Annotated in this window: 23 protein-coding genes and 1 pseudogene; 1 reads left to right on the top strand and 23 read right to left on the bottom strand. The window is 58.5% G+C overall.

What is annotated here, in order from left to right; all coding sequences use genetic code 11:
• Positions 1-2: 2 nt before the first annotated feature.
• The 21 genes and pseudogenes from secY to rpsJ all read right to left on the bottom strand — a co-directional run bounded on the left by secY (position 3) and on the right by rpsJ (position 11,855).
• Positions 3-1,328, bottom strand: coding sequence for a preprotein translocase subunit SecY (secY, locus tag ACP7B9_RS01190; protein WP_425859987.1), 1,326 nt, complete (start codon positions 1,326-1,328; stop codon positions 3-5).
• Positions 1,329-1,548: 220 nt separating this feature from the next.
• Positions 1,549-2,025, bottom strand: a complete 477-nt coding sequence (rplO, locus tag ACP7B9_RS01185; RefSeq protein ID WP_425859985.1) for a 50S ribosomal protein L15 — start codon at positions 2,023-2,025, stop codon at positions 1,549-1,551.
• 1 nt (position 2,026) lies between these two features.
• Entirely contained in the window at positions 2,027-2,239 is a 213-nt protein-coding gene (rpmD, locus tag ACP7B9_RS01180; protein ID WP_425859984.1) for a 50S ribosomal protein L30, read from the bottom strand.
• Positions 2,239-2,922, bottom strand: a complete 684-nt coding sequence (gene rpsE, locus ACP7B9_RS01175; protein WP_425859983.1) for a 30S ribosomal protein S5 — start codon at positions 2,920-2,922, stop codon at positions 2,239-2,241. The genes rpmD and rpsE overlap by 1 nt, the downstream gene beginning before the upstream one ends.
• 26 nt (positions 2,923-2,948) lie before the next feature.
• Entirely contained in the window at positions 2,949-3,320 is a 372-nt protein-coding gene (gene rplR / locus ACP7B9_RS01170) for a 50S ribosomal protein L18 (protein WP_425859982.1), read from the bottom strand.
• Positions 3,321-3,322: 2 nt separating this feature from the next.
• The gene (rplF, locus tag ACP7B9_RS01165) at positions 3,323-3,859 is read right to left on the bottom strand and encodes a 50S ribosomal protein L6 (RefSeq protein WP_425859981.1); all 537 of its coding nucleotides are present in this window, start codon (positions 3,857-3,859) and stop codon (positions 3,323-3,325) included.
• 23 nt (positions 3,860-3,882) lie between these two features.
• Entirely contained in the window at positions 3,883-4,281 is a 399-nt protein-coding gene (gene rpsH, locus ACP7B9_RS01160; RefSeq protein WP_044576448.1) for a 30S ribosomal protein S8, read from the bottom strand.
• Positions 4,282-4,384: 103 nt separating this feature from the next.
• Entirely contained in the window at positions 4,385-4,969 is a 585-nt protein-coding gene (gene rplE, locus ACP7B9_RS01155; RefSeq protein WP_425859979.1) for a 50S ribosomal protein L5, read from the bottom strand.
• Entirely contained in the window at positions 4,966-5,328 is a 363-nt protein-coding gene (gene rplX / locus ACP7B9_RS01150) for a 50S ribosomal protein L24 (RefSeq protein ID WP_425859978.1), read from the bottom strand. The genes rplE and rplX overlap by 4 nt, the downstream gene beginning before the upstream one ends.
• A 3-nt stretch (positions 5,329-5,331) precedes the next feature.
• Positions 5,332-5,700, bottom strand: coding sequence for a 50S ribosomal protein L14 (gene rplN / locus ACP7B9_RS01145; RefSeq protein WP_044576718.1), 369 nt, complete (start codon positions 5,698-5,700; stop codon positions 5,332-5,334).
• 591 nt (positions 5,701-6,291) lie between these two features.
• Positions 6,292-6,588, bottom strand: a complete 297-nt coding sequence (gene rpsQ, locus ACP7B9_RS01140) for a 30S ribosomal protein S17 (RefSeq protein WP_044576439.1) — start codon at positions 6,586-6,588, stop codon at positions 6,292-6,294.
• On the bottom strand, positions 6,585-6,908 hold the full coding sequence (rpmC, locus tag ACP7B9_RS01135) for a 50S ribosomal protein L29 (RefSeq protein ID WP_044576436.1): 324 nt from the start codon (positions 6,906-6,908) through the stop codon (positions 6,585-6,587). The genes rpsQ and rpmC overlap by 4 nt, the downstream gene beginning before the upstream one ends.
• A gap of 2 nt (positions 6,909-6,910) precedes the next feature.
• On the bottom strand, positions 6,911-7,327 hold the full coding sequence (gene rplP, locus ACP7B9_RS01130; protein WP_038464683.1) for a 50S ribosomal protein L16: 417 nt from the start codon (positions 7,325-7,327) through the stop codon (positions 6,911-6,913).
• Positions 7,328-8,167 carry a 30S ribosomal protein S3 gene (gene rpsC, locus ACP7B9_RS01125; protein ID WP_380816472.1) on the bottom strand — a complete coding sequence of 280 codons (840 nt, stop codon included), beginning with the start codon at positions 8,165-8,167 and terminating at the stop codon, positions 7,328-7,330.
• Positions 8,168-8,533 carry a 50S ribosomal protein L22 gene (rplV, locus tag ACP7B9_RS01120; RefSeq protein WP_110483670.1) on the bottom strand — a complete coding sequence of 122 codons (366 nt, stop codon included), beginning with the start codon at positions 8,531-8,533 and terminating at the stop codon, positions 8,168-8,170.
• A gap of 38 nt (positions 8,534-8,571) precedes the next feature.
• Positions 8,572-8,853, bottom strand: coding sequence for a 30S ribosomal protein S19 (gene rpsS, locus ACP7B9_RS01115; protein WP_038464689.1), 282 nt, complete (start codon positions 8,851-8,853; stop codon positions 8,572-8,574).
• A gap of 12 nt (positions 8,854-8,865) precedes the next feature.
• Positions 8,866-9,705 (bottom strand): 50S ribosomal protein L2, encoded by an 840-nt coding sequence (gene rplB / locus ACP7B9_RS01110; RefSeq protein ID WP_110483669.1) that lies wholly within the window; start codon positions 9,703-9,705, stop codon positions 8,866-8,868.
• Positions 9,706-9,735: 30 nt separating this feature from the next.
• Positions 9,736-10,041: a 50S ribosomal protein L23 gene (gene rplW, locus ACP7B9_RS01105; protein WP_044576426.1), complete on the bottom strand. Its 306-nt coding sequence runs from the start codon at positions 10,039-10,041 to the stop codon at positions 9,736-9,738.
• A gap of 233 nt (positions 10,042-10,274) precedes the next feature.
• Positions 10,275-10,874, bottom strand: a pseudogene (gene rplD / locus ACP7B9_RS01100) (50S ribosomal protein L4); the annotation flags it as partial.
• A 4-nt stretch (positions 10,875-10,878) separates the two neighbouring features.
• A complete protein-coding gene (gene rplC / locus ACP7B9_RS01095; protein ID WP_425859974.1) occupies positions 10,879-11,529 on the bottom strand; it encodes a 50S ribosomal protein L3 in 651 nt (216 codons plus the stop codon).
• Between the two features lie 17 nt (positions 11,530-11,546).
• On the bottom strand, positions 11,547-11,855 hold the full coding sequence (gene rpsJ, locus ACP7B9_RS01090) for a 30S ribosomal protein S10 (RefSeq protein ID WP_038464699.1): 309 nt from the start codon (positions 11,853-11,855) through the stop codon (positions 11,547-11,549).
• Positions 11,856-12,326: 471 nt separating this feature from the next.
• On the opposite strand from rpsJ, the gene ACP7B9_RS01085 reads away from it, so the two are divergent.
• Complete coding sequence (locus tag ACP7B9_RS01085) at positions 12,327-13,583, top strand: MFS transporter (RefSeq protein WP_425859972.1); 1,257 nt, start codon at positions 12,327-12,329, stop codon at positions 13,581-13,583.
• 30 nt (positions 13,584-13,613) lie between these two features.
• Here ACP7B9_RS01085 and ACP7B9_RS01080 read toward each other — a convergent pair whose 3' ends face one another.
• A complete protein-coding gene (locus tag ACP7B9_RS01080) occupies positions 13,614-17,645 on the bottom strand; it encodes a hypothetical protein (protein ID WP_425859970.1) in 4,032 nt (1,343 codons plus the stop codon).
• Between the two features lie 201 nt (positions 17,646-17,846).
• Entirely contained in the window at positions 17,847-19,037 is a 1,191-nt protein-coding gene (gene tuf, locus ACP7B9_RS01075; RefSeq protein WP_425859968.1) for an elongation factor Tu, read from the bottom strand.
• Between the last annotated feature and the right edge of the window lie 73 nt (positions 19,038-19,110).

Genomic DNA, 19,110 nt, shown 5'->3' with positions numbered 1-19,110 from the left:
TGTCATCGCAATAACCCTTCATAGTGGCGCTGCTGGAGTTGCGCATCAATCTGCTTGACCGTCTCCAAACCAACACCCACAATAATCAAGATCGAGGTACCACCGAACGGGAAGTTCTGGTTTGCCCCAACTAGGACCAGGGCGATGAGAGGAATCAAGGCGACAAAAGCCAGGTAGAACGCGCCCGGCAAGGTGATGCGCGAAATAACGTACTGCAAGTAATCCTGGGTGGGGCGTCCGGCACGGATGCCGGGAATGAAGCCGCCGTACTTCTTCATGTTGTCGGAGACCTCTTCAGGGTTGAAGGTGATCGCGACGTAGAAGTAGGTGAATCCAATGGTCAACAGGAAGTACATCAGCATGTAGATCGGGTGATCTCCACGGGTGAGGTAGTTGTTGATCCATTCGACCCAGCCAGGGATGTCGGTGCTGTTTGCCGGTGTGGCGAACTGTGCCAGCAGCGCTGGCAGGTACAGCATCGAGGAGGCGAAAATAACCGGAATAACACCGGCCATGTTCACCTTGATCGGGATGTAGGTGCTGGTGCCGCCCATCGTGCGGCGACCCACCATGCGCTTGGCGTACTGAACCGGAACACGGCGCTGTGACTGTTCAACAAAGACAACCAAGGCAACAACAACCAAACCAATAGCTAGGACAACCAGGAACGTGCCCCAGCCCTGCGTCTTCAAGATGGCACCGAGTGAGGTGGGGAACTGCGCGGCGATGGCCGTGAAGATCAGCAAGGACATGCCGTTGCCGACACCCTTCTCGGTTACGAGCTCACCCATCCACATGATCAAGCCGGAACCGGCCGTCAAAGTGATGACAAGTAGCAGGATCGTAATGAGGTTATCGTTCGGGATTAGCGCACCGTCGGAACCTGCAGCGCCACACCCGGCAAAGAGTTGGCCGGAGCGGGCAAGGGTTACCAAGGTGGTGGCGTTCAGCAGGCCCAAGGCGATGGTCAGGTAACGCGTGTACTGCGTCATCTTGGCCTGGCCCTGAGCACCTTCAAGGTGCAGTTCCTGGAAGCGAGGGATCACAACACGCAGGAGTTGAACAATGATGCTGGCCGTAATGTACGGCATGATCCCCAACGCGAAGATGGAAACCTGAAGCAAGGCGCCACCGCTGAACAAGTTGACCAGTTGGTAAATACCCTGGCTCGTGTCAGCAGCGTTCACGCACTGTTGGACATTTCGGTAATCAATTCCGGGCGATGGGATGAAAGCACCCATGCGGAAGATGGCAATAATTCCCAGCGTGAACAACAACTTGCGTCGCAGATCAGGCGTGCGAAAGGCGCGGCCAAATGCGGTAAGCAAGCGTCCTCCTGATGTCTAGTAATGAAGTTGGCTTCTCAAATGAAGCACAAGGAATAATTCTAGTGGTGATTCAGGTCGCACCGGAACTGTGACGGATAACATTCTTGGATTGTCCAAGCTTTCCGAAACATTCTACATAAAACGAAAGACCCCTGGTGAGCGGAACCGGAGCTCCGCTCACCAAGAGTCTAGTCGCTAAATGCGCGCATTTATGAACTGTTTAGAGTTCAGTGGTGGTTCCACCTGCGGCGGCGATTTTCTCAACTGCGCTGGAAGAGAATGCGTGGGCGGTAACCTCAACCTTGACGGTCAGGTCACCGGTGCCAAGCACCTTCACGGGCTGGTTCTTGCGAACGGCGCCCTTCTCAACGAGTGCCTCGACGGTGACAACGCCACCTTCGGGGAAGAGCTCGTTCAGCTTGTCCAGGTTTACAACCTGGAACTCAACGCGGAACGGGTTCTTGAAGCCACGCAGCTTCGGCAGGCGCATGTGCAGCGGCAACTGGCCACCGGCAAAGCCAGCCTTAACCTGGTAGCGAGCCTTGGTACCCTTGGTACCGCGACCTGCGGTCTTACCCTTGGATCCTTCACCACGGCCAACACGGGTTTTAGCCGTCTTGGCGCCAGGTGCGGGACGCAGGTGGTGGACCTTCAGTGCGTTCTGCTTTTCAGCAGTTTCAGTAGTCTTCTCAGCCACTTTACTTCGTCTCCTCAACCTTGATCAGGTGCGGAACCGTGTTGACCATACCAACGGTCACTGCATCAGCGGTGCGGACAACAGTGTGACCGATGCGCTTGAGGCCGAGTGAACGAAGGGTGTCCTTCTGGAACTGCTTGGCGCCAACGACGCCCCTAACCTGAGTGATTTCCAGCTTGTTCTCGGAAACCTGAACATTCTTCGGTGTAGTCATTACAGACCTGCCTTTTGCATGTTGCGCAACAGCACAGCCGGAGCAACTTCGTCCAAAGGCAAGCCACGGCGAGCCGCAACAGCCTTGGGATCTTCCAGGCCCTTCAAAGCAGCAACAGTTGCGTGAACAATGTTGATGGCGTTTGAGGAACCGAGTGACTTGGACAGCACGTCATGGATGCCAACGCATTCCAGGATCGCGCGAACCGGGCCACCGGCAATAACTCCGGTACCAGCAGCAGCCGGACGCAACAGAACGACGCCGGCAGCGGCTTCACCCTGTACGCGGTGCGGAATGGTCTTGCCAATCATGGGAACGCGGAAGAAGGACTTCTTAGCTTCTTCAACACCCTTGGCAATAGCTGCGGGAACTTCCTTGGCCTTGCCGTAGCCGACGCCAACCAAACCGTTGCCGTCACCGACGATTACCAGAGCGGTGAAGCTGAAGCGACGACCACCCTTGACAACCTTGGCAACGCGGTTGATGTTGACAACGCGCTCGATGAACTGGCTCTTTTCAGCCTCACGTCCACCGTCACGACCGCCACGGCCACGGCCGCCGTCGCGACCGCCTTCGCGGCCTCCACGAGCACCGTCGCGACCGCCACGGCCACGGGCGCTATCAGCGCCTGCAGCAGTTTCAGTCTTCGCGGTTGCACCGTCAGCTGCAGTTGCTTCTGACACAGTGTTCTCCTTGTTGATGTTCTCGGTCACAGTGCCAGACCGCCTTCACGTGCGCCGTCAGCGATAGCTGCAACGCGGCCGTGGTAGCGGTTACCGCCACGGTCGAAGACAACAGCTTCGATGCCTGCAGCCTTGGCGCGCTCGGCAACGAGCTCACCAATGCGCTTTGCCTTGGCGGTCTTGTCACCGTCAAATGCGCGCATGTCTGCTTCCAGGGTCGATGCCGATACCAGGGTCAGACCCTGAGTGTCATCGATGACCTGAACAAATACGTGGCGAGCTGAACGGTTGACGACCAGGCGCGGACGCACAGTGGTTCCGCTGACGCGCTTGCGGACTCGCAGGTGACGACGGCCGCGTGCTGCGGCCTTGGACTTTCCTCGAATGGATAGTGCCATGGTTACTTACCAGCCTTTCCGACCTTGCGGCGGATGATCTCGCCAGCGTAGCGAACGCCCTTACCCTTGTACGGGTCGGGCTTGCGCAGCTTGCGGATGTTGGCAGCAACTTCGCCCACCTGCTGCTTGCTAATACCTGACACGGAGAGCTTTGTGGGGCTCTCTACGGCCAGTGTGATGCCTTCCGGGGCCTCAATGAGGACCGGGTGGCTGAAGCCGAGAGCGAACTCAAGGTCCTTGCCCTTGGCAACTACGCGGTAACCGGTACCAACGATTTCCAGCTTCTTCTCGTAGCCTGCAGTGACACCGATGATCAGGTTGTCAATGAGGGTACGGGTAAGGCCGTGGAGTGAACGCGAGTTGCGCTCATCGTTGGGGCGGCTAACCGTGATGGTGTTTTCTTCGAGGGCTGCCGTGATGGGGCTGGCGATCGTGAGATCCAGCGTACCCTTCGGGCCCTTGACGGAAACAAGGCTGTCTTCAATCTTGACCTCAACGCCGGCAGGCACGGAGATGGGGAGACGTCCAATACGTGACATAAGTTCTTTCCCTTCTCTCTCTACTACCAGACGTAGGCGAGGACTTCCCCACCCACGCCCTTCTTGGCAGCCTGACGGTCGGTCAGCAGACCTGAAGACGTCGACAGGATAGCGACACCCAAACCACCCAAAACGTTGGGGAGGTTCGTGGACTTTGCGTAAACGCGCAGTCCGGGCTTGGAGATACGGCGCAGGCCAGCGATTGAACGCTCACGTGCGGGGCCGTACTTCAAGTCGATGGTCAGCTTCTTGCCAACCTCAGCGTCTTCAACCTTCCAGGCAGAGATGTAACCCTGTGCCTTGAGGATGTCGGCGATGTGGCCTTTAAGCTTGCTAAACGGCATGGACACGGTGTCGTGGTGTGCCGAGTTTGCGTTGCGCAGACGCGTAAGCATGTCTGCGACAGGATCTGTCATTGTCATTTGGGCGCTTGCCCTTCCTCGTAACGGTTTCCTTCGCGTAGTACCAGAGCGTGAAAATCAGATTTCAGCGCTGTGGACCCGCAGAACGGACCTTTTACGTAGATTATTTATCTTCGGATTTAAACGGGAAGCCAAGTGCCTTAAGCAGCGCGCGGCCTTCGTTATCGGTCTTGGCTGTGGTCACGACAGTGATGTCCATACCGCGGGGGCGGTCAATGGAATCCTGGTCGATCTCGTGGAACATAACCTGTTCGGTCAGACCGAAGGTGTAGTTACCGTTGCCGTCAAACTGCTTGCCACTGAGGCCGCGGAAGTCGCGGATACGGGGCAAAGCCAGCGTGACCAAGCGGTCCAGGAATTCCCACATGCGATCTCCACGCAGAGTTGCGTGGCAACCGATCGGCATGCCTTCGCGCAGCTTGAACTGTGCGATCGACTTGCGAGCCTTAGTTACCTGAGGCTTCTGACCGGTGATGGCGGTGAGGTCACGGACGGCGTGGTCGATGAGCTTGGAGTCCTTAGCGGCATCTCCAACACCCATGTTGACAACAACCTTGACCAAGCGCGGAACCTGGTTAACGTTTGAGTACTTGAACTCCTCAACCAGACCAGCCTTGATTTCCGCTGCATAGCGGGCTTTCAGGCGAGGTGTGATCTTGGGTGCATTCTCTGCAACTGCGGCGCTCATGCCAGATCCTTCCCCGAGGTCTTGGCGAAGCGAATACGTACTTGACGTTCGCGGCCATCGCGCTCAACGGTTTCGATGCGGTAGCCAACGCGGGTCGGCTTCTTCGTGGACGGATCCACTACAGCAACGTTGGAGATGTGAATAGGTGCTTCAACCGTCTCAATGCCACCAGTTGTGGTGCCACGTTCGGTCTGACCAGCCTTGGTGTGCTTGGTGACGCGGTTTACACCCTCGACCAACACGCGGTTGGTATCGGTGTAGACCTTCAGGACCTTGCCCTGCTTGCCACGGTCGCCGCCACGTTCAGCCTTAGCGCCTGTGATGACCTGAACCAGGTCACCCTTCTTGATCTTTGCCATAAGTTACAGCACCTCCGGAGCCAACGAGATGATCTTCATGAACTTCTTGTCACGAAGTTCACGGCCAACCGGGCCGAAGATACGGGTACCGCGGGGGTCCCCGTCAGCTTTGAGAATGACAGCTGCATTCTCATCGAACTTGATGTAGGAACCATCCGCACGGCGGCGTTCCTTCTTGGTACGAACGATGACAGCCTTGACGACGTCACCCTTCTTAACGTTACCGCCGGGAATTGCATCCTTGACGGTGGCGACAATGGTGTCACCGATGCCTGCGTAGCGGCGCCCAGATCCACCGAGAACGCGGATGGTCAAGATTTCCTTGGCCCCCGTGTTGTCAGCGATCTTAAGCCGCGACTCCTGCTGAATCACTAGTTTCTCCTGTTCGTCGCGCCGGTTCTTGGCCATAATCTATCTATGGATAAGCCTTGCGGAACGTATAGTTCGGGATGTCTCTCGACGTGCCTGGATTTTGCCAAAACACGCCTAAACGTTTCATGCCAACTGCACTTTCCACTCCAGTTATGTGCGTGAATATTTTCACGCTCTGGAAGGCAGTTTGAAGTGGCACGAGACATTTACGAGTAAATTGCGCACTTAACTGCCGCGACCGTAAACGGTTGCACAGAAAAAGCGCAGCAATAAACAATCCTAGCACGACGCCGATACCATACCTTACGCAGTCGTCCTACCAAATTCGTTACCTCGCGCACACCTCCGGGGCTGGCCATTCCGCTGCCGGCCTCAGCACGTCGGAAGCAACGCCGTCGGCCATCACGAATCTCTTAACTCATTAAGCAGCACCGGTGGGTAAATTGCCGTGACACCCACCGGTACTGCTTAACAGAATTTGATGAAGGATTCACACCCGCAGGTGCTGCTTAAACGACGTTGGGCCCGCCGCCACAAGTGGCAACGGGCCCAACGTTTTAGTAATCAATCACGCACAAGTGCGAGAAATATTTACTTAGCCTTCTCTACGATCTCAACCAGGCGGAAACGCTTGGTTGCGGAGAGCGGGCGAGTCTCGCTGATGACGACCAGGTCGCCGATGCCGGCGCTGTTCTCTTCATCGTGAGCCTTGATCTTCTTGTTGCGGCGAAGAACCTTGCCGTAAAGAGCATGCTTTACGCGGTCTTCAACCTCAACAACGATGGTCTTATCCATCTTGTCGGAGACAACGTAACCGCGCAGTTTCTTACGCTCGTTACGGACAACAGTCTCCGCGCCAGTTTCGGTGTTGTTTACAGAATCGCTCACTTGGCGTCCTCCTCAGATGTTTCAGCCTTCTTGGAGGCCTTCTTGGCTTCCTTGTCAGCCTTCTTGGAGGCCTTCTCCACAGGTGCTGCAGCAACGACGTCCGGGCGAATGCCCAGCTCGCGCTCACGCAGCACTGTGTAGATACGGGCGATGTCGCGCTTTACAACGCGCAGGCGACCGTGGCCTTCCAGCTGGCCGGTAGCCGACTGGAAGCGCAAGTTGAACAGTTCTTCCTTAGCCTTACGGAGTTCTTCAACAAGACGTGCATTGTCGAACCCATCAAGCTGTGCAGGGGCAAGTTCCTTGGAACCAATTGACATCTCTACTCACCACCTTCGCGACGCACGATGCGTGCTTTCAACGGCAGCTTGTGGATTGCCAGGCGCAATGCCTCGCGTGCTACCTCTTCTGATACACCGGAGAGTTCGAAGAGAACACGACCCGGCTTGACATTTGCAATCCACCACTCGGGCGAACCCTTACCGGAACCCATGCGGGTTTCGGCAGGCTTCTTCGTCAAGGGACGGTCAGGGTAGATGTTGATCCACACCTTTCCGCCACGCTTGATGTGACGAGTCATGGCGATACGAGCGGACTCGATCTGACGGTTGGTTACGTAGGCCGGCGAAAGAGCCTGAATGCCCCACTCACCAAACGAAACCGTGGTGCCGCCAGTAGCCTGCCCGGAACGACCCGGGTGGTGCTGCTTGCGGTGCTTTACTCGACGTGGGATAAGCATTTAAGCCTCTCCTCCTTCTACTGCGGGAGCAGCAGCTACAGGAGCCTCAACCGCGGCAGCAGCCTCGGTCCGCTCAGGACGGTCGTTACGACGACGGTCGCCACCGGCGCGAGGGCCGCGGTTTCCGCGGTCATCGCCGTCACGGCGCGGGCCACGGCCACGTGCAGGAGCAGCAGCTGCCTGAGCAGCCAGTTCCTTAGACGTGACATCGCCCTTGTAGATCCAGACCTTGACACCAATGCGGCCGAACACGGTCTTGGCTTCGAAGAAGCCGTAATCGATGTTGGCACGCAGGGTGTGCAGGGGCACACGACCTTCGCGGTAGAACTCGGTGCGTGACATTTCAGCGCCACCCAAGCGACCAGCACAAGCGACACGGATGCCCTTGACGCTGCCGGTACGCTGTGCGGACTGCATGGCCTTCTTCATCGCACGGCGGAAAGCCACACGAGAAGTCAGCTGCTCTGCGATGCCCTGGGCAACGAGCTGAGCGTCAGCTTCCGGGTTCTTGACTTCCAAGATGTTCAGCTGAACCTGCTTGCCGGTGAGCTTTTCAAGCTCGCCGCGGATGCGGTCTGCTTCTGCTCCACGACGACCGATGACAATACCGGGGCGTGCGGTGTGGATATCCACACGTACACGGTCACGGGTGCGCTCGATCTCAACCTTGGAAATGCCAGCTCGGTCCATGCCCGTGGACATGAGTGCGCGGATCTGGATGTCTTCTTTTACGAAGTCCTTGTAGCGCTGACCGGGCTTGTTGCTGTCCGCGAACCAGTGTGAACGGTGGTCCGTGGTGATCCCGAGACGGAAACCGTGCGGGTTTACTTTCTGTCCCACTTAGCGAGCCTCCTCTTTCACGGGGGTAGCGACAACCACGGTGACGTGGCTGGTGCGCTTCTTGATCTGGAATGCACGGCCCTGTGCTCGCGGCTGGAACCGCTTCATGGTGGGGCCTTCATCAACGAAGATTTCGCTGATGTACAGATCGTTTTCGTTGAACGCGATGCTGTCGCGATCTGCCAGAACGCGGGCGTTAGCCACTGCGGACTGGACTACCTTGAATACCGGCTCCGAAGCTGCCTGGGGGGCAAACTTCAAAATCGCCAATGCCTCATTCGCCTGCTTGCCACGAATCAGGTTGACGACGCGCCGGGCCTTCATAGGCGTTACGCGCAGATGACGCGCACTTGCCTTGGCTTCCATTGCTATCTCTCTCTCGTCTTAGCCGTAAATGCAGGCGCCTAGCGGCGCTTGCCCTTACGGTCGTCCTTGACATGGCCGCGGAATGTCCGCGTGAGGGCGAATTCGCCGAGCTTGTGCCCGACCATCGACTCGGTTACAAACACGGGGATGTGCTTGCGACCATCGTGCACGGCGATCGTGTGACCCAACATATCGGGGACGATCATCGAGCGGCGGGACCAGGTCTTAATTACGTTCTTGGTTCCATTTTCGTTCTCCCGAGCTACCTTTACAAAGAGGTGCTGGTCAACGAAGGGACCCTTCTTCAGGCTACGTGGCATGTCTCCAGGCTCCTATCGCTTGTTCTTGCCAGTACGGCGGCGACGAACAATCAGCTTGTCGCTCTCTTTGTTGGGACGGCGGGTACGGCCTTCACGCTTACCGTTCGGGTTAACCGGGTGACGTCCACCGGAAGTCTTACCTTCACCACCACCATGAGGGTGATCGACCGGGTTCATGACAACACCGCGGACGGTCGGGCGTACGCCCTTCCAGCGCATACGGCCAGCCTTACCCCAGTTGATGTTGGACTGCTCAGCGTTACCAACTTCGCCGATGGTCGCGCGGCAGCGCGCATCAACGTTGCGGATTTCGCCGGAGGGCAGACGCAGCTGGGCGAACTTGCCTTCCTTGGCGACGAGCTGAACCGAGGCACCAGCCGAACGAGCCATCTTGGCACCGCCACCGGGACGCAGCTCCACAGCGTGGATAACAGTACCCACGGGGATGTTGCGCAACGGAAGGTTGTTACCAGGCTTGATGTCAGCTTCGGGGCCGGCTTCTACGAAGTCTCCCTGGCTGAGCTTGTTCGGGGCGATGATGTAACGCTTGGTGCCATCAACGTAGTGCAGGAGGGCAATGCGAGCGGTGCGGTTGGGATCGTATTCGATCTCAGCAACGCGAGCGTTTACGCCATCCTTGTCGTGACGACGGAAGTCAATCAGGCGGTACTGGCGCTTGTGGCCACCACCCTTGTGACGAGTCGTGATACGACCAGTGTTGTTACGGCCACCCTTTTTGGGCAGGGGACGAACCAGAGACTTCTCTGGAGTCGACCGCGTGATTTCTGTGAAGTCGGCAACGCTCGAGCCACGACGGCCCGGGGTTGTCGGCTTGTATTTACGGATTCCCATAGTATATTTCCTCGTTAAAGTGGTCTCCGCTTATGAAAGCGGACCGCCGAAGATGTCGATCGTGCCCTCGCGGAGGGAGACAATTGCGCGCTTGGTGCTCTTACGCTGTCCCCATCCGAACTTGGTGCGCTTGCGCTTACCGGCACGGTTGATGGTGTTGATCGTGTCGACCTTGACGGAGAAAATTTTCTCCACGGCCAACTTGATCTCGGTCTTGTTTGAGCGGGGGTCGACCAAGAAGGTGTACTTACCTTCGTCGATCAAGCCGTAGCTCTTTTCCGAGACGACGGGTGCAAGCACTACGTCGCGCGGATCCTTGATGGTGACGGCGCTCACTTGGCGTCCTCCTGAATAGTCTGGGCAGCTTCGCCACCGGCGGGAACAAAGCCAGCGGCCTTGGCTTCCTCAACCGTTGAGAACCAAACCTCGGCCACAGTGGCGTCGTACCAGCGTGAACCAGGCACGTGGTACTTCATGGAGTCCTTGTTGCCCTTGATGGTGCCTTCGGCGTCATCTTCAGCATCTTCGGAAACCACGTCTTCAACCAGCAACATGCTGGAAGCGAAAGCCTCAGCAGCGGCACGGCCTGAGACGAAAACGTCGTAGGCAGCCTTGGTGAAGACGATGTCATCAGAAACAAGCACGTCGTAAGTGTTGAGCTGGTCAACGTACAGAACGTGAAGGTCGGTGATGTTACGTACGCTCAGTGCAGTGGCGTCGTTGGCGCGCTCGATGACAACGAGCAAGTTCTTGCGCGTTGTAACGGCGGCCAAAACAGCCTTTGCAGCCTTGGTGGACGGCGTGGTGCCGGAAACCAATTCAGAGATTACGTGGATACGGCCGTTGCGTGCGCGGTCAGAGAGGGCGCCGCGCAAAGCTGCAGCCTTCATCTTCTTGGGCGTACGCTGGCTGTAATCGCGAGGGGTCGGACCGTGGACAACGCCACCACCGGTCATGTGAGGAGCACGGATGGAACCCTGACGGGCGCGACCTGTACCCTTCTGTGCATGCGGCTTACGGCCTGCACCAGAAACTTCGGCGCGGGTCTTGGTCTTGTGGGTACCCTGGCGGGCGGCAGCGAGCTGAGCTACGACAACCTGGTGCAACAGCGGCACGTTGGTCTGTACGTCGAAGATCTCTGCGGGCAGATCTACTTTGACAGTAGTCATTTACTTATGCTCCCTTCACGGCGGCGCGTACGAATACGACCTGGCCGCGGGCGCCGGGGACGGCACCCTTGATCAGCAGCAGCGACTTCTCGGCGTCAACACCGTGAACCGTGAGGTTCATGGTGGTTACGCGCTCGGCACCCATACGGCCTGCCATGCGCATACCCTTGAAAACGCGGCCAGGAGTGGACGCGCCACCGATGGAACCGGGCTTGCGGTGGTTCTTGTGTGCACCGTGCGAAGCCGGAGCACCCTTGAAGCCGTGACGCTTCATGACACCGGCGAAGCCCTTACCCTTTGAAGTGCCGACGACGTCGACCTTCTGGCCGGCTTCGAAGATCTCAACGGAGAGCTCCTGGCCGAGGGTGTAGGTGTCAGCGTCTGCGGTGCGCAGCTCGACGACGTGGCGGCGAGGCGTGACGCCTGCCTTTGCGAAGTGACCAGCCAAGGGCTTGGTTACCTTACGAGGATCGATCTGGCCGTAGCCGATCTGGATCGCTACATAGCCATCTACCTCTGCGTTACGCAGCTGGGTGATGACGTTGGAGTCGGCCTGGACGACGGTTACGGGAACAAGCAAGTTGTTCTCGTCCCAGACCTGGGTCATGCCGAGCTTCGTGCCCAGGATGCCCTTAGTGTTTCGGGTCGCGGTCATAGTTTCTCAGCACCTCCCTACAGTTTGATTTCGATGTTCACGTCGGCCGGCAGGTCGAGACGCATGAGCGAATCAACAGCCTTAGGCGTGGGATCAATGATGTCGATAAGACGCTTGTGCGTGCGCATTTCAAAGTGCTCGCGGCTGTCCTTGTACTTGTGAGGAGAACGAATTACGCAGTAAATGTTCTTCTCGGTGGGCAGCGGCACCGGGCCGACTACCGTTGCGCCTGCGCGCGTGACCGTCTCAACGATCTTCCGGGCTGAAACATCAATAACCTCGTGGTCATATGACTTCAGCCGGATGCGGATTTTTTGTCCCGCCATGGCGTCGTGACTCTCTTTCCTGTAACGAAGCATCCTGTAGGAGCAATGCTGTTGACGTAAACGCTGTTTACTTTTCCTGGTTCATATGTGGCACTCACAGCCACGCTCCCAATGAACTGAATCCGGATAATTCCGGGTTCCTCAATCCACCGAAGCTCCGACCCCCGCGGTCGGGCGTGTCGCGGATAATTCGCGCACGTACCCACACCTATGATGCGAAGGAAGGTTATGTTTGGGCTTTAGCTTGGACCCTGCACCGAGCATTATCTCGGTCGGGACTCGAAAAAGCACTTGAACAACTCAATAAGTATGCCGGATTCCGCGCCAGAACGCCAATCCGGGGTGGCGTGGGCTTGCTTACTTTATTGGCGAGACTCGGACCGGACCGAGCCATCAGCACCACTTCCCCACCCTTGACGAGCATGAGAAGCTGCAATCGTGAGCAAAGTCACTAGAAATACCAGGGGTCCAGTGCCTTCTTCAACGGCGGCGATCGCTGCTCTCCCGACGCGGAGGGTGGGCGGGCGATGGGTTACATGCTTCGCCCTGAGTTGGTTTGGCGTCTGGATTGCTCAGCTGACACCCGTACAATTACTCCTCCCCCTCCAGCTTGAGGAGTTGCTGGACACCACGGATTGGGTGCAAAACGTGCTCGGGTTTGGCGTCATCTCGGGGATTGCAGGTGCATTTGCGCTCATTGCTTACCCTTTGACGGGTGCGCTATCCGACCGCACCACCTCACGCTTTGGCCGCCGCCGACCCTGGATCGCGGCTGGTACGGCCGGATTCGCAGGCGCATTGCTGTTCCTGGGCCTGCAGCGTTCTTTGGTGGGGATCGGAATTTGTTGGGTGGCCGCGAGCATCTTCTTCTGCGTCCTCACGGCAGCTCTCACTGCCGCAATCTCCGATCAGGTTCCAAGCAATCAGCGCGGCTACGTCTCGGGCTGGATCTCCGCGCCCCAGGCGATGGGCATCATTGCCGGGCTGGTCCTTGTGACTACTCTGGGGCTCAGAACGTTTGGCGGCTACGCCCTCATGGCCGCCCTCCTCGTGATTCTGACGCTGCCGTTCCTGTTACTGATCCCGGATGCGGTCCTGCCTCGAGGGCTGGTACCTCTGCTTACATGGCGTTCCCTACTCGAAGGCATGTGGATCAGCCCGCGAGCATTTCCCGACTTCGGCTGGACCCTCCTGAGCCGGGTCTTGGTCAATCTCGGCAATGCGTTTGGCACCAGCCTGCTGCTCTACTTCCTCATGTATGGCCTGGCGGTGCCCGACGCCGAGGGCTCGCTTATCTTGCTGACGTTGGTATACATGGTGTTTGTCATCGTCGCATCCCTGTGGCTTGGCCGCCTCTCAGACAAACTCGGACGACGTCGGGCGTTCGTCTTTGTGGCGTCCGTCCTGCAGGCAGTAGCAGCACTGATCCTTGCGTTTGTCCCCACCATCGAGGCGGCCACCCTTGCCGCGGCCCTTCTCGGCTTGGGCTACGGTTGTTTCCTCTCCGTGGATCAGGCGCTGGCGACCGAGGTCCTGCCCGACCAGCTCTCGCGCGGCAAGGACCTTGGCATCATGAACATTGCCTTGACCGTGCCACAAGCCTTCGCTCCCATGCTCGGCGCAGTGCTGGTCAGCCTCTCGGGCGGCTTCACCCTGCTCTTTCTGGCTTCCGGAATCACGGCTTTGGCTGGCGCCTTGGCCGTTGGCAAAGTCAGGGGCGTCAGGTAGCAATTCTCCAAGCTCGACGGCGGCAGTCGCCTATACCTCGGGCGGTGCCGGCGGGTAGCTGGCCGCCACCGGGACCGGCGGCACAGCGCCGTCGGCCGGCTTCTTGCGATTCAGACGCCAGATGACAATACCGATCAATGTCAGTGCCAGCAGCGCCAACAAGACATAGGTGAAGCCCCGCAGGTACCAGAGCACGGCAGTCGCCACCCCGATGGCGCCCCAGATGGTGAAGATGCGCTCGTCAAGGCTCATACCGACAGCCAGCAGCGCAACAAAGACCAGGAGCGAGATGAGCTGCTGGAGTGTGTCACCACTGAAGATGGTCAGCAAGGCCCCAAAACTCGCAACGCTGGCGGCGCCAATCAGCAGACCCTTCCCTGCTGCGGCCTGCTTGCCGACGTAACGAATCACGGCCAATCCGCCCAAGGCAAGGGCGCACCACTGAACTGCCCAGAACAAGCCCAGGTCAACATAGGTGGAGCACGCCGCGAACCAGACCGCGGCACACGTGACCACTGCGACATCGACCACGAGTCGGCGCCGCACCGGGGGCGCTTCGACACAGGCCAACACGGCAACAACCGTGAACGCCACCGCCCCGAGGAGAACGGCGTCGTCGTCGAGCATGGACCACAGGGCAAAGAATGCCCCTCCCCCAAGCGCCGTGCCGACAACGCTGCCGCGCTGGATCTGCCTCTCGCCCGGCAAATCCATGGACAACAGGCGCACCACGTACAGCGTTCCGAGAACTACCGCGAAACCAGCCAAAGCCGAGTAGCCGTGGCGTGACGTCAGCTCAAGTACCTGAGCCCGGAACAGCACAGCTGCCAAGAGCACCATCAATGATCCGGGCAGGGTCAGCCACGGTAGCTTCATCAGGTGGGCGCCTACAATCAAGGCCAACCCGGCCACCATCCACATGCCGGCAAAGATTCCTGTTGCCGCATCGCCATCCACGACGCAGGCCGTGACGAGGAAACAGGCGGTGGCAGCAATCCAGTACCAGCGCATTTCAAGCGTCTTGGGTGCATACACACAACGCCAGGCAATGACGGCAACGCTCAGGGCAAGGAGGATCAATGCCGTGGCACCAGACCACACCACGGGAGCTATGACAGCAGCCCCTCCCGCAACGGCAACGAGGGCCAGGTAGGAAGCCCCTCTCAGTTTCAGGTAAGTCTGGGCAACAACGGACGTTACCGCCAACGCGAGGAATTCAGCGGCCACCACCCAGTGCAATGCCGTTCCCGATGGAGTAAAGCCGTCGGAGGCAAGGTGGTAAAACACCGGTACCAAGACTTGTGCGGTGAGCAACAGCCAGCCGCTGGCCCACAGGCAATTCGGCTCCCCTACGGTCGCATGGACACGCCCGTCCCGAACGGCCAGATACTGCAGGGCCACCTGGGCAATCAAGGCACCCGTCACGGCAAGGGACACGACGCCCAAGTCGGCCGTCAACTCGCGTACAAGGACGCCCACCAAAACGGTTGCTGTCATGCGGGCCACGAGGAAGTGCAATCCTCTGGCCAGCGCACCCGAGCTCTTGGCGGCGAGCATCGTTGAGACTATGAGCACGATGGCCAAAACGATCGCCAGCTGTGGCCTGTGGCCAATGCTGCACAGCGCCAAAGCCAGCATGCCAACAGGCGCGGCCCATGCGGCCGATGCCACAGGTTCCTGAGGCAAGGTCGCGGCCAGAGCGAGAGTGGCTACGGCTGCGGTCGCAAGCGCGAAGACAACCATCGTGGTCCAAAGACCGGCCGGCTGCACAATGACGCTGACGGCACCCACCACGACCACCGCGGACAGCGTCAGGTAAATATCCACAGACAGCCCCGGGATTCTCCGCCCTCTACGGACAGTTCCGGCAAGGATCAATATCTGCGGAACCAGCGCCAGCAAAAGTATCAGTCCAAGGCCAACCGGCGTTCGATTGATTTCGGTCAGCGGATCCTTCTCGACCCACAGCTGGAATAGCGCCACGGCCAACACCATCGATGCAATCCGCGCACCCCACCAGTAAACCCACCGGTGGTGTGCTTCTGCCGAACCGAGGAGCCGCATCCCGGCGCAAATCATGTAGGCAACCGCCACAGCCCAAGCAAGGCTTGTACCGGTCGCTGCGAAGACAGATCCCGTAAAAAGTGCAACGACAACAAAGTACGACGGCGCCACCAACTCCGCACCGGACCAACCGCCTCGCCTCGGCAAGGTACTCAGGGAATATGCGGCAGCAGCAACTGCCATGGCGACAGCTGCAATGAGGAACTCAGGCCGGAGCGTTTCCAGAACTGTAGGGTCGGGGGCTCTGGAAAACTTCTCGGCAGCGTAGAGAACCGACAACCCGCCAATGAGAAACGTACCTACCAGAGCCCAAGCGGCCCCGGAGTATTTTGTGAAGAAATTTCCTCTGTCCGTCTTCACCAGAAGTGTGTCCATGAGCAACTGCAGAGCAGAGACAACAGCAGTCACGGCGATGATGAGATGGGTTTTTCCCGGATAGGCCGGGATCGATGTGGCCATGGCTGCGGCCACGAGCGCCGTCGCTAGGAATCTCGCGGCCACCAACATTCCATGCTTGACCACAACGTTGTCTGCAGTGAGGTGTCTCAGCACGGAGTAGCACGCGGCGATCGCCAGGATCCCTGTCCATCCGCTGGCCGCCAGAAACGGCGAAAACAGCAAGACAGCACCCAGAGCCGGCAGCGGGAACCACTCACCGCGAGGAAGGAACGCCGGGACGGCGGCCATCGAGGCAAGCAACGCCATGCCAACTCCTACGGCGGCGAGGGGCACGTCTCCCCCGTTACCCTCGTGGGCCCAAAACCAGCCAAGGCTCCACAGGAGTGAAGCGGCGGCCATGATCGGAAGGCTCAAACTCACGTCCCACCGAGCCCAGTCGGCGTGGCCCAGAAAGGCAGAAATGCGTTGCTGGACGTATGCAATGAGCACTAGCTGAACGGCGAGCACCACAGTAAATGCGCCAGCTGCCCATGCAAGATCCGATTGAATCATCCAGCCGAGGAAGGGAGCAGCCAGCGTCAGTGAAAGTCGCAACCCAATGTAGTTGAACCGCTTCAGCGACGGCACTGAAATGAACGTCATAACGGCGTAAAAGATACCGCCTGCAACAAGTACAAGGGCGTGATCAGCAGCGTTGAGGGCCAGGCCGAATGCCAGTGAACCAGCCAGCCCAACGGGGGCAACCCAGGGGCCAAGATCTGAGAGTGGCTTCGCGTACAGTCCCAGTCCACCGCCGCCCTTGAGTGCGCGTCGCTTCAAGAGATAACCGGCGAGTGACAGTAACGCGGAGAAGACAATAAGGGCCGTAAAGTACCACGCCAGCGCGGCGCCAAGCACAGCAACGGAGGACCATGCCGTGGACAATAGGAACGCTAGGGAAAGGTAAACCACGAGGCGACTGTTGAGTTGAACAGCTGCGATAACGTACGCCACAGTTCCGATCAGTGAGGTAGCCAGCCACACGGCCGGTGCTTCCGGGAAGCCTAGGTTGTAGGTGGCAAGACCGGCGAACGGAATGATGGCCAACGCCGTACCGGTAAAGGCCACCGCCGCGGGTTTGAGCCGGGAAATCTTCTTGTGAAGCAGCAGCCCGGCCACGTAGAACAGTGCTGTGCCGGCCCAAACTCCAATAAGCCGAACAGGGACCGGAACGTTGCTACCAACAAAGAGTGCAGCGGCAGCCACCATCAGCAGGCTCGCCACATACAGGGTGATGTTGATGTTCTGGGTTTCCCGCTTGGCCTTCTTTACAACGGCTGCCTCTGGACTGAGTTGATCCTGCTTCGTGAGGTGAGGTGCCTGTTGTGGCGCGAAGGCCTGGCCAACGTTCAATGGAACCGGAACCGATCCGAAAACCGGAGTTCTTGGCATAACATTCGGGGGTCGCTGAGCCGGAGCAGAAACCGCCGGGCCTGTGGCCTGAGCCGCCAGCGCGTCTTTCCAACCGGCCAGGTGTCCATCCAAATAGCCCTGACGGTAGGCCTGATCTGAGATCCCCGGTTGCTGAACAGACCGACCGGGCTGCTGTTGCTGACTCATGCGCTTCCCCTACTCACGGTGAACTCCCAGTTTAGGGCACCTGAATCAGAAAAGAATCAGTTAGTCCATCGATTGTGGATAACAATTCCGCTTGCGGAGCAACTGCTCCGGGGAACAGCGGAGGGTGCGCGCGCATGAATACAGAAAAAAGAAGGCCCCCAGCCGAAGCTGGGGACCTTCTCTAAAGATCTAAGTAATTAATTACTTGATGATCTTGGTGACACGACCTGAACCAACGGTGCGGCCGCCTTCGCGGATAGCGAAGCCGAGGCCCTCTTCCATGGCGATCGGCTGGATCAGCGCGACAGTCATTTCGGTGTTGTCGCCAGGCATAACCATTTCCGTGCCCTCAGGCAAGGTGATAACGCCGGTAACATCCGTGGTGCGGAAGTAGAACTGCGGGCGGTAGTTGGAGTAGAACGGGTTGTGACGACCGCCCTCATCCTTGGCCAAGATGTAGACGTTGGCTTCGAAATCGGTGTGCGGGGTAATGGAACCCGGCTTCACGATAACCTGGCCACGCTCTACGTCTTCGCGCTTGATACCGCGGAGCAGCAGACCACAGTTCTCGCCGGCCCAAGCCTCGTCGAGCTGCTTGTGGAACATCTCGATACCGGTAACCGTGGTCTTCTGGACCGGGCGGATACCAACGATTTCAACCTCAGAGTTGATCTGAAGCGTTCCACGCTCGGCGCGGCCCGTAACAACGGTTCCACGACCGGTGATGGTGAAGACATCTTCAACCGGCATCAAGAACGGCTTGTCCTTGTCGCGGATCGGGTCAGGAACGTTGTTGTCAACGGCATCCATCAAGTCCTCAACGGACTTGACCCATACGGGGTCGCCTTCCAGAGCCTTCAGGCCGGAAACGCGCACAACAGGTGCCTCGTCGCCGTCGAAGCCCTGTGCAGACAGGAGTTCACGAACTTCCATTTCGACCAGGTCGAGGAGTTCTTCGTCATCAACCATGTCGGACTTGTTCAGTGCAACCAACAGGTAGGGAACACCAACCTGGCGGGCCAACAGAACGTGCTCGCGAGTCTGAGCCATCGGGCCGTCAGTGGCGGCAACTACCAAGATAGCGCCGTCCATCTGAGCAGCACCGGTGATCATGTTCTTGATGTAGTCAGCGTGACCGGGGGCGTCTACGTGTGCGTAGTGGCGCTTCTCGGTCTGGTACTCAACGTGCGAGATGTTAATGGTAATGCCGCGCTGACGCTCTTCGGGAGCAGAGTCAATGGACGCGAAGTCACGCTTCTCGTTGAGTGTCGGGTACTTGTCGTACAGTACCTTGGAAATGGCAGCCGTCAACGTGGTCTTACCATGGTCAACGTGACCGATGGTGCCGATGTTAACGTGCGGCTTGGTCCGCTCGAACTTTGCCTTTGCCACGGGTTCCTCCTAGAACTTTGAGAAAACTTACTCTCAGTAGCGCTGTTCGCCACTGAAATCAAAATAAGTCTAC

It is taken from the genome of Arthrobacter sp. TWP1-1 (genome assembly GCF_049897845.1).
Classification (GTDB): domain Bacteria; phylum Actinomycetota; class Actinomycetes; order Actinomycetales; family Micrococcaceae; genus Specibacter.
The sequence above is the reverse complement of the archived record's forward strand: the minus strand, read 5'-3'. Positions and strand labels throughout refer to the sequence as shown.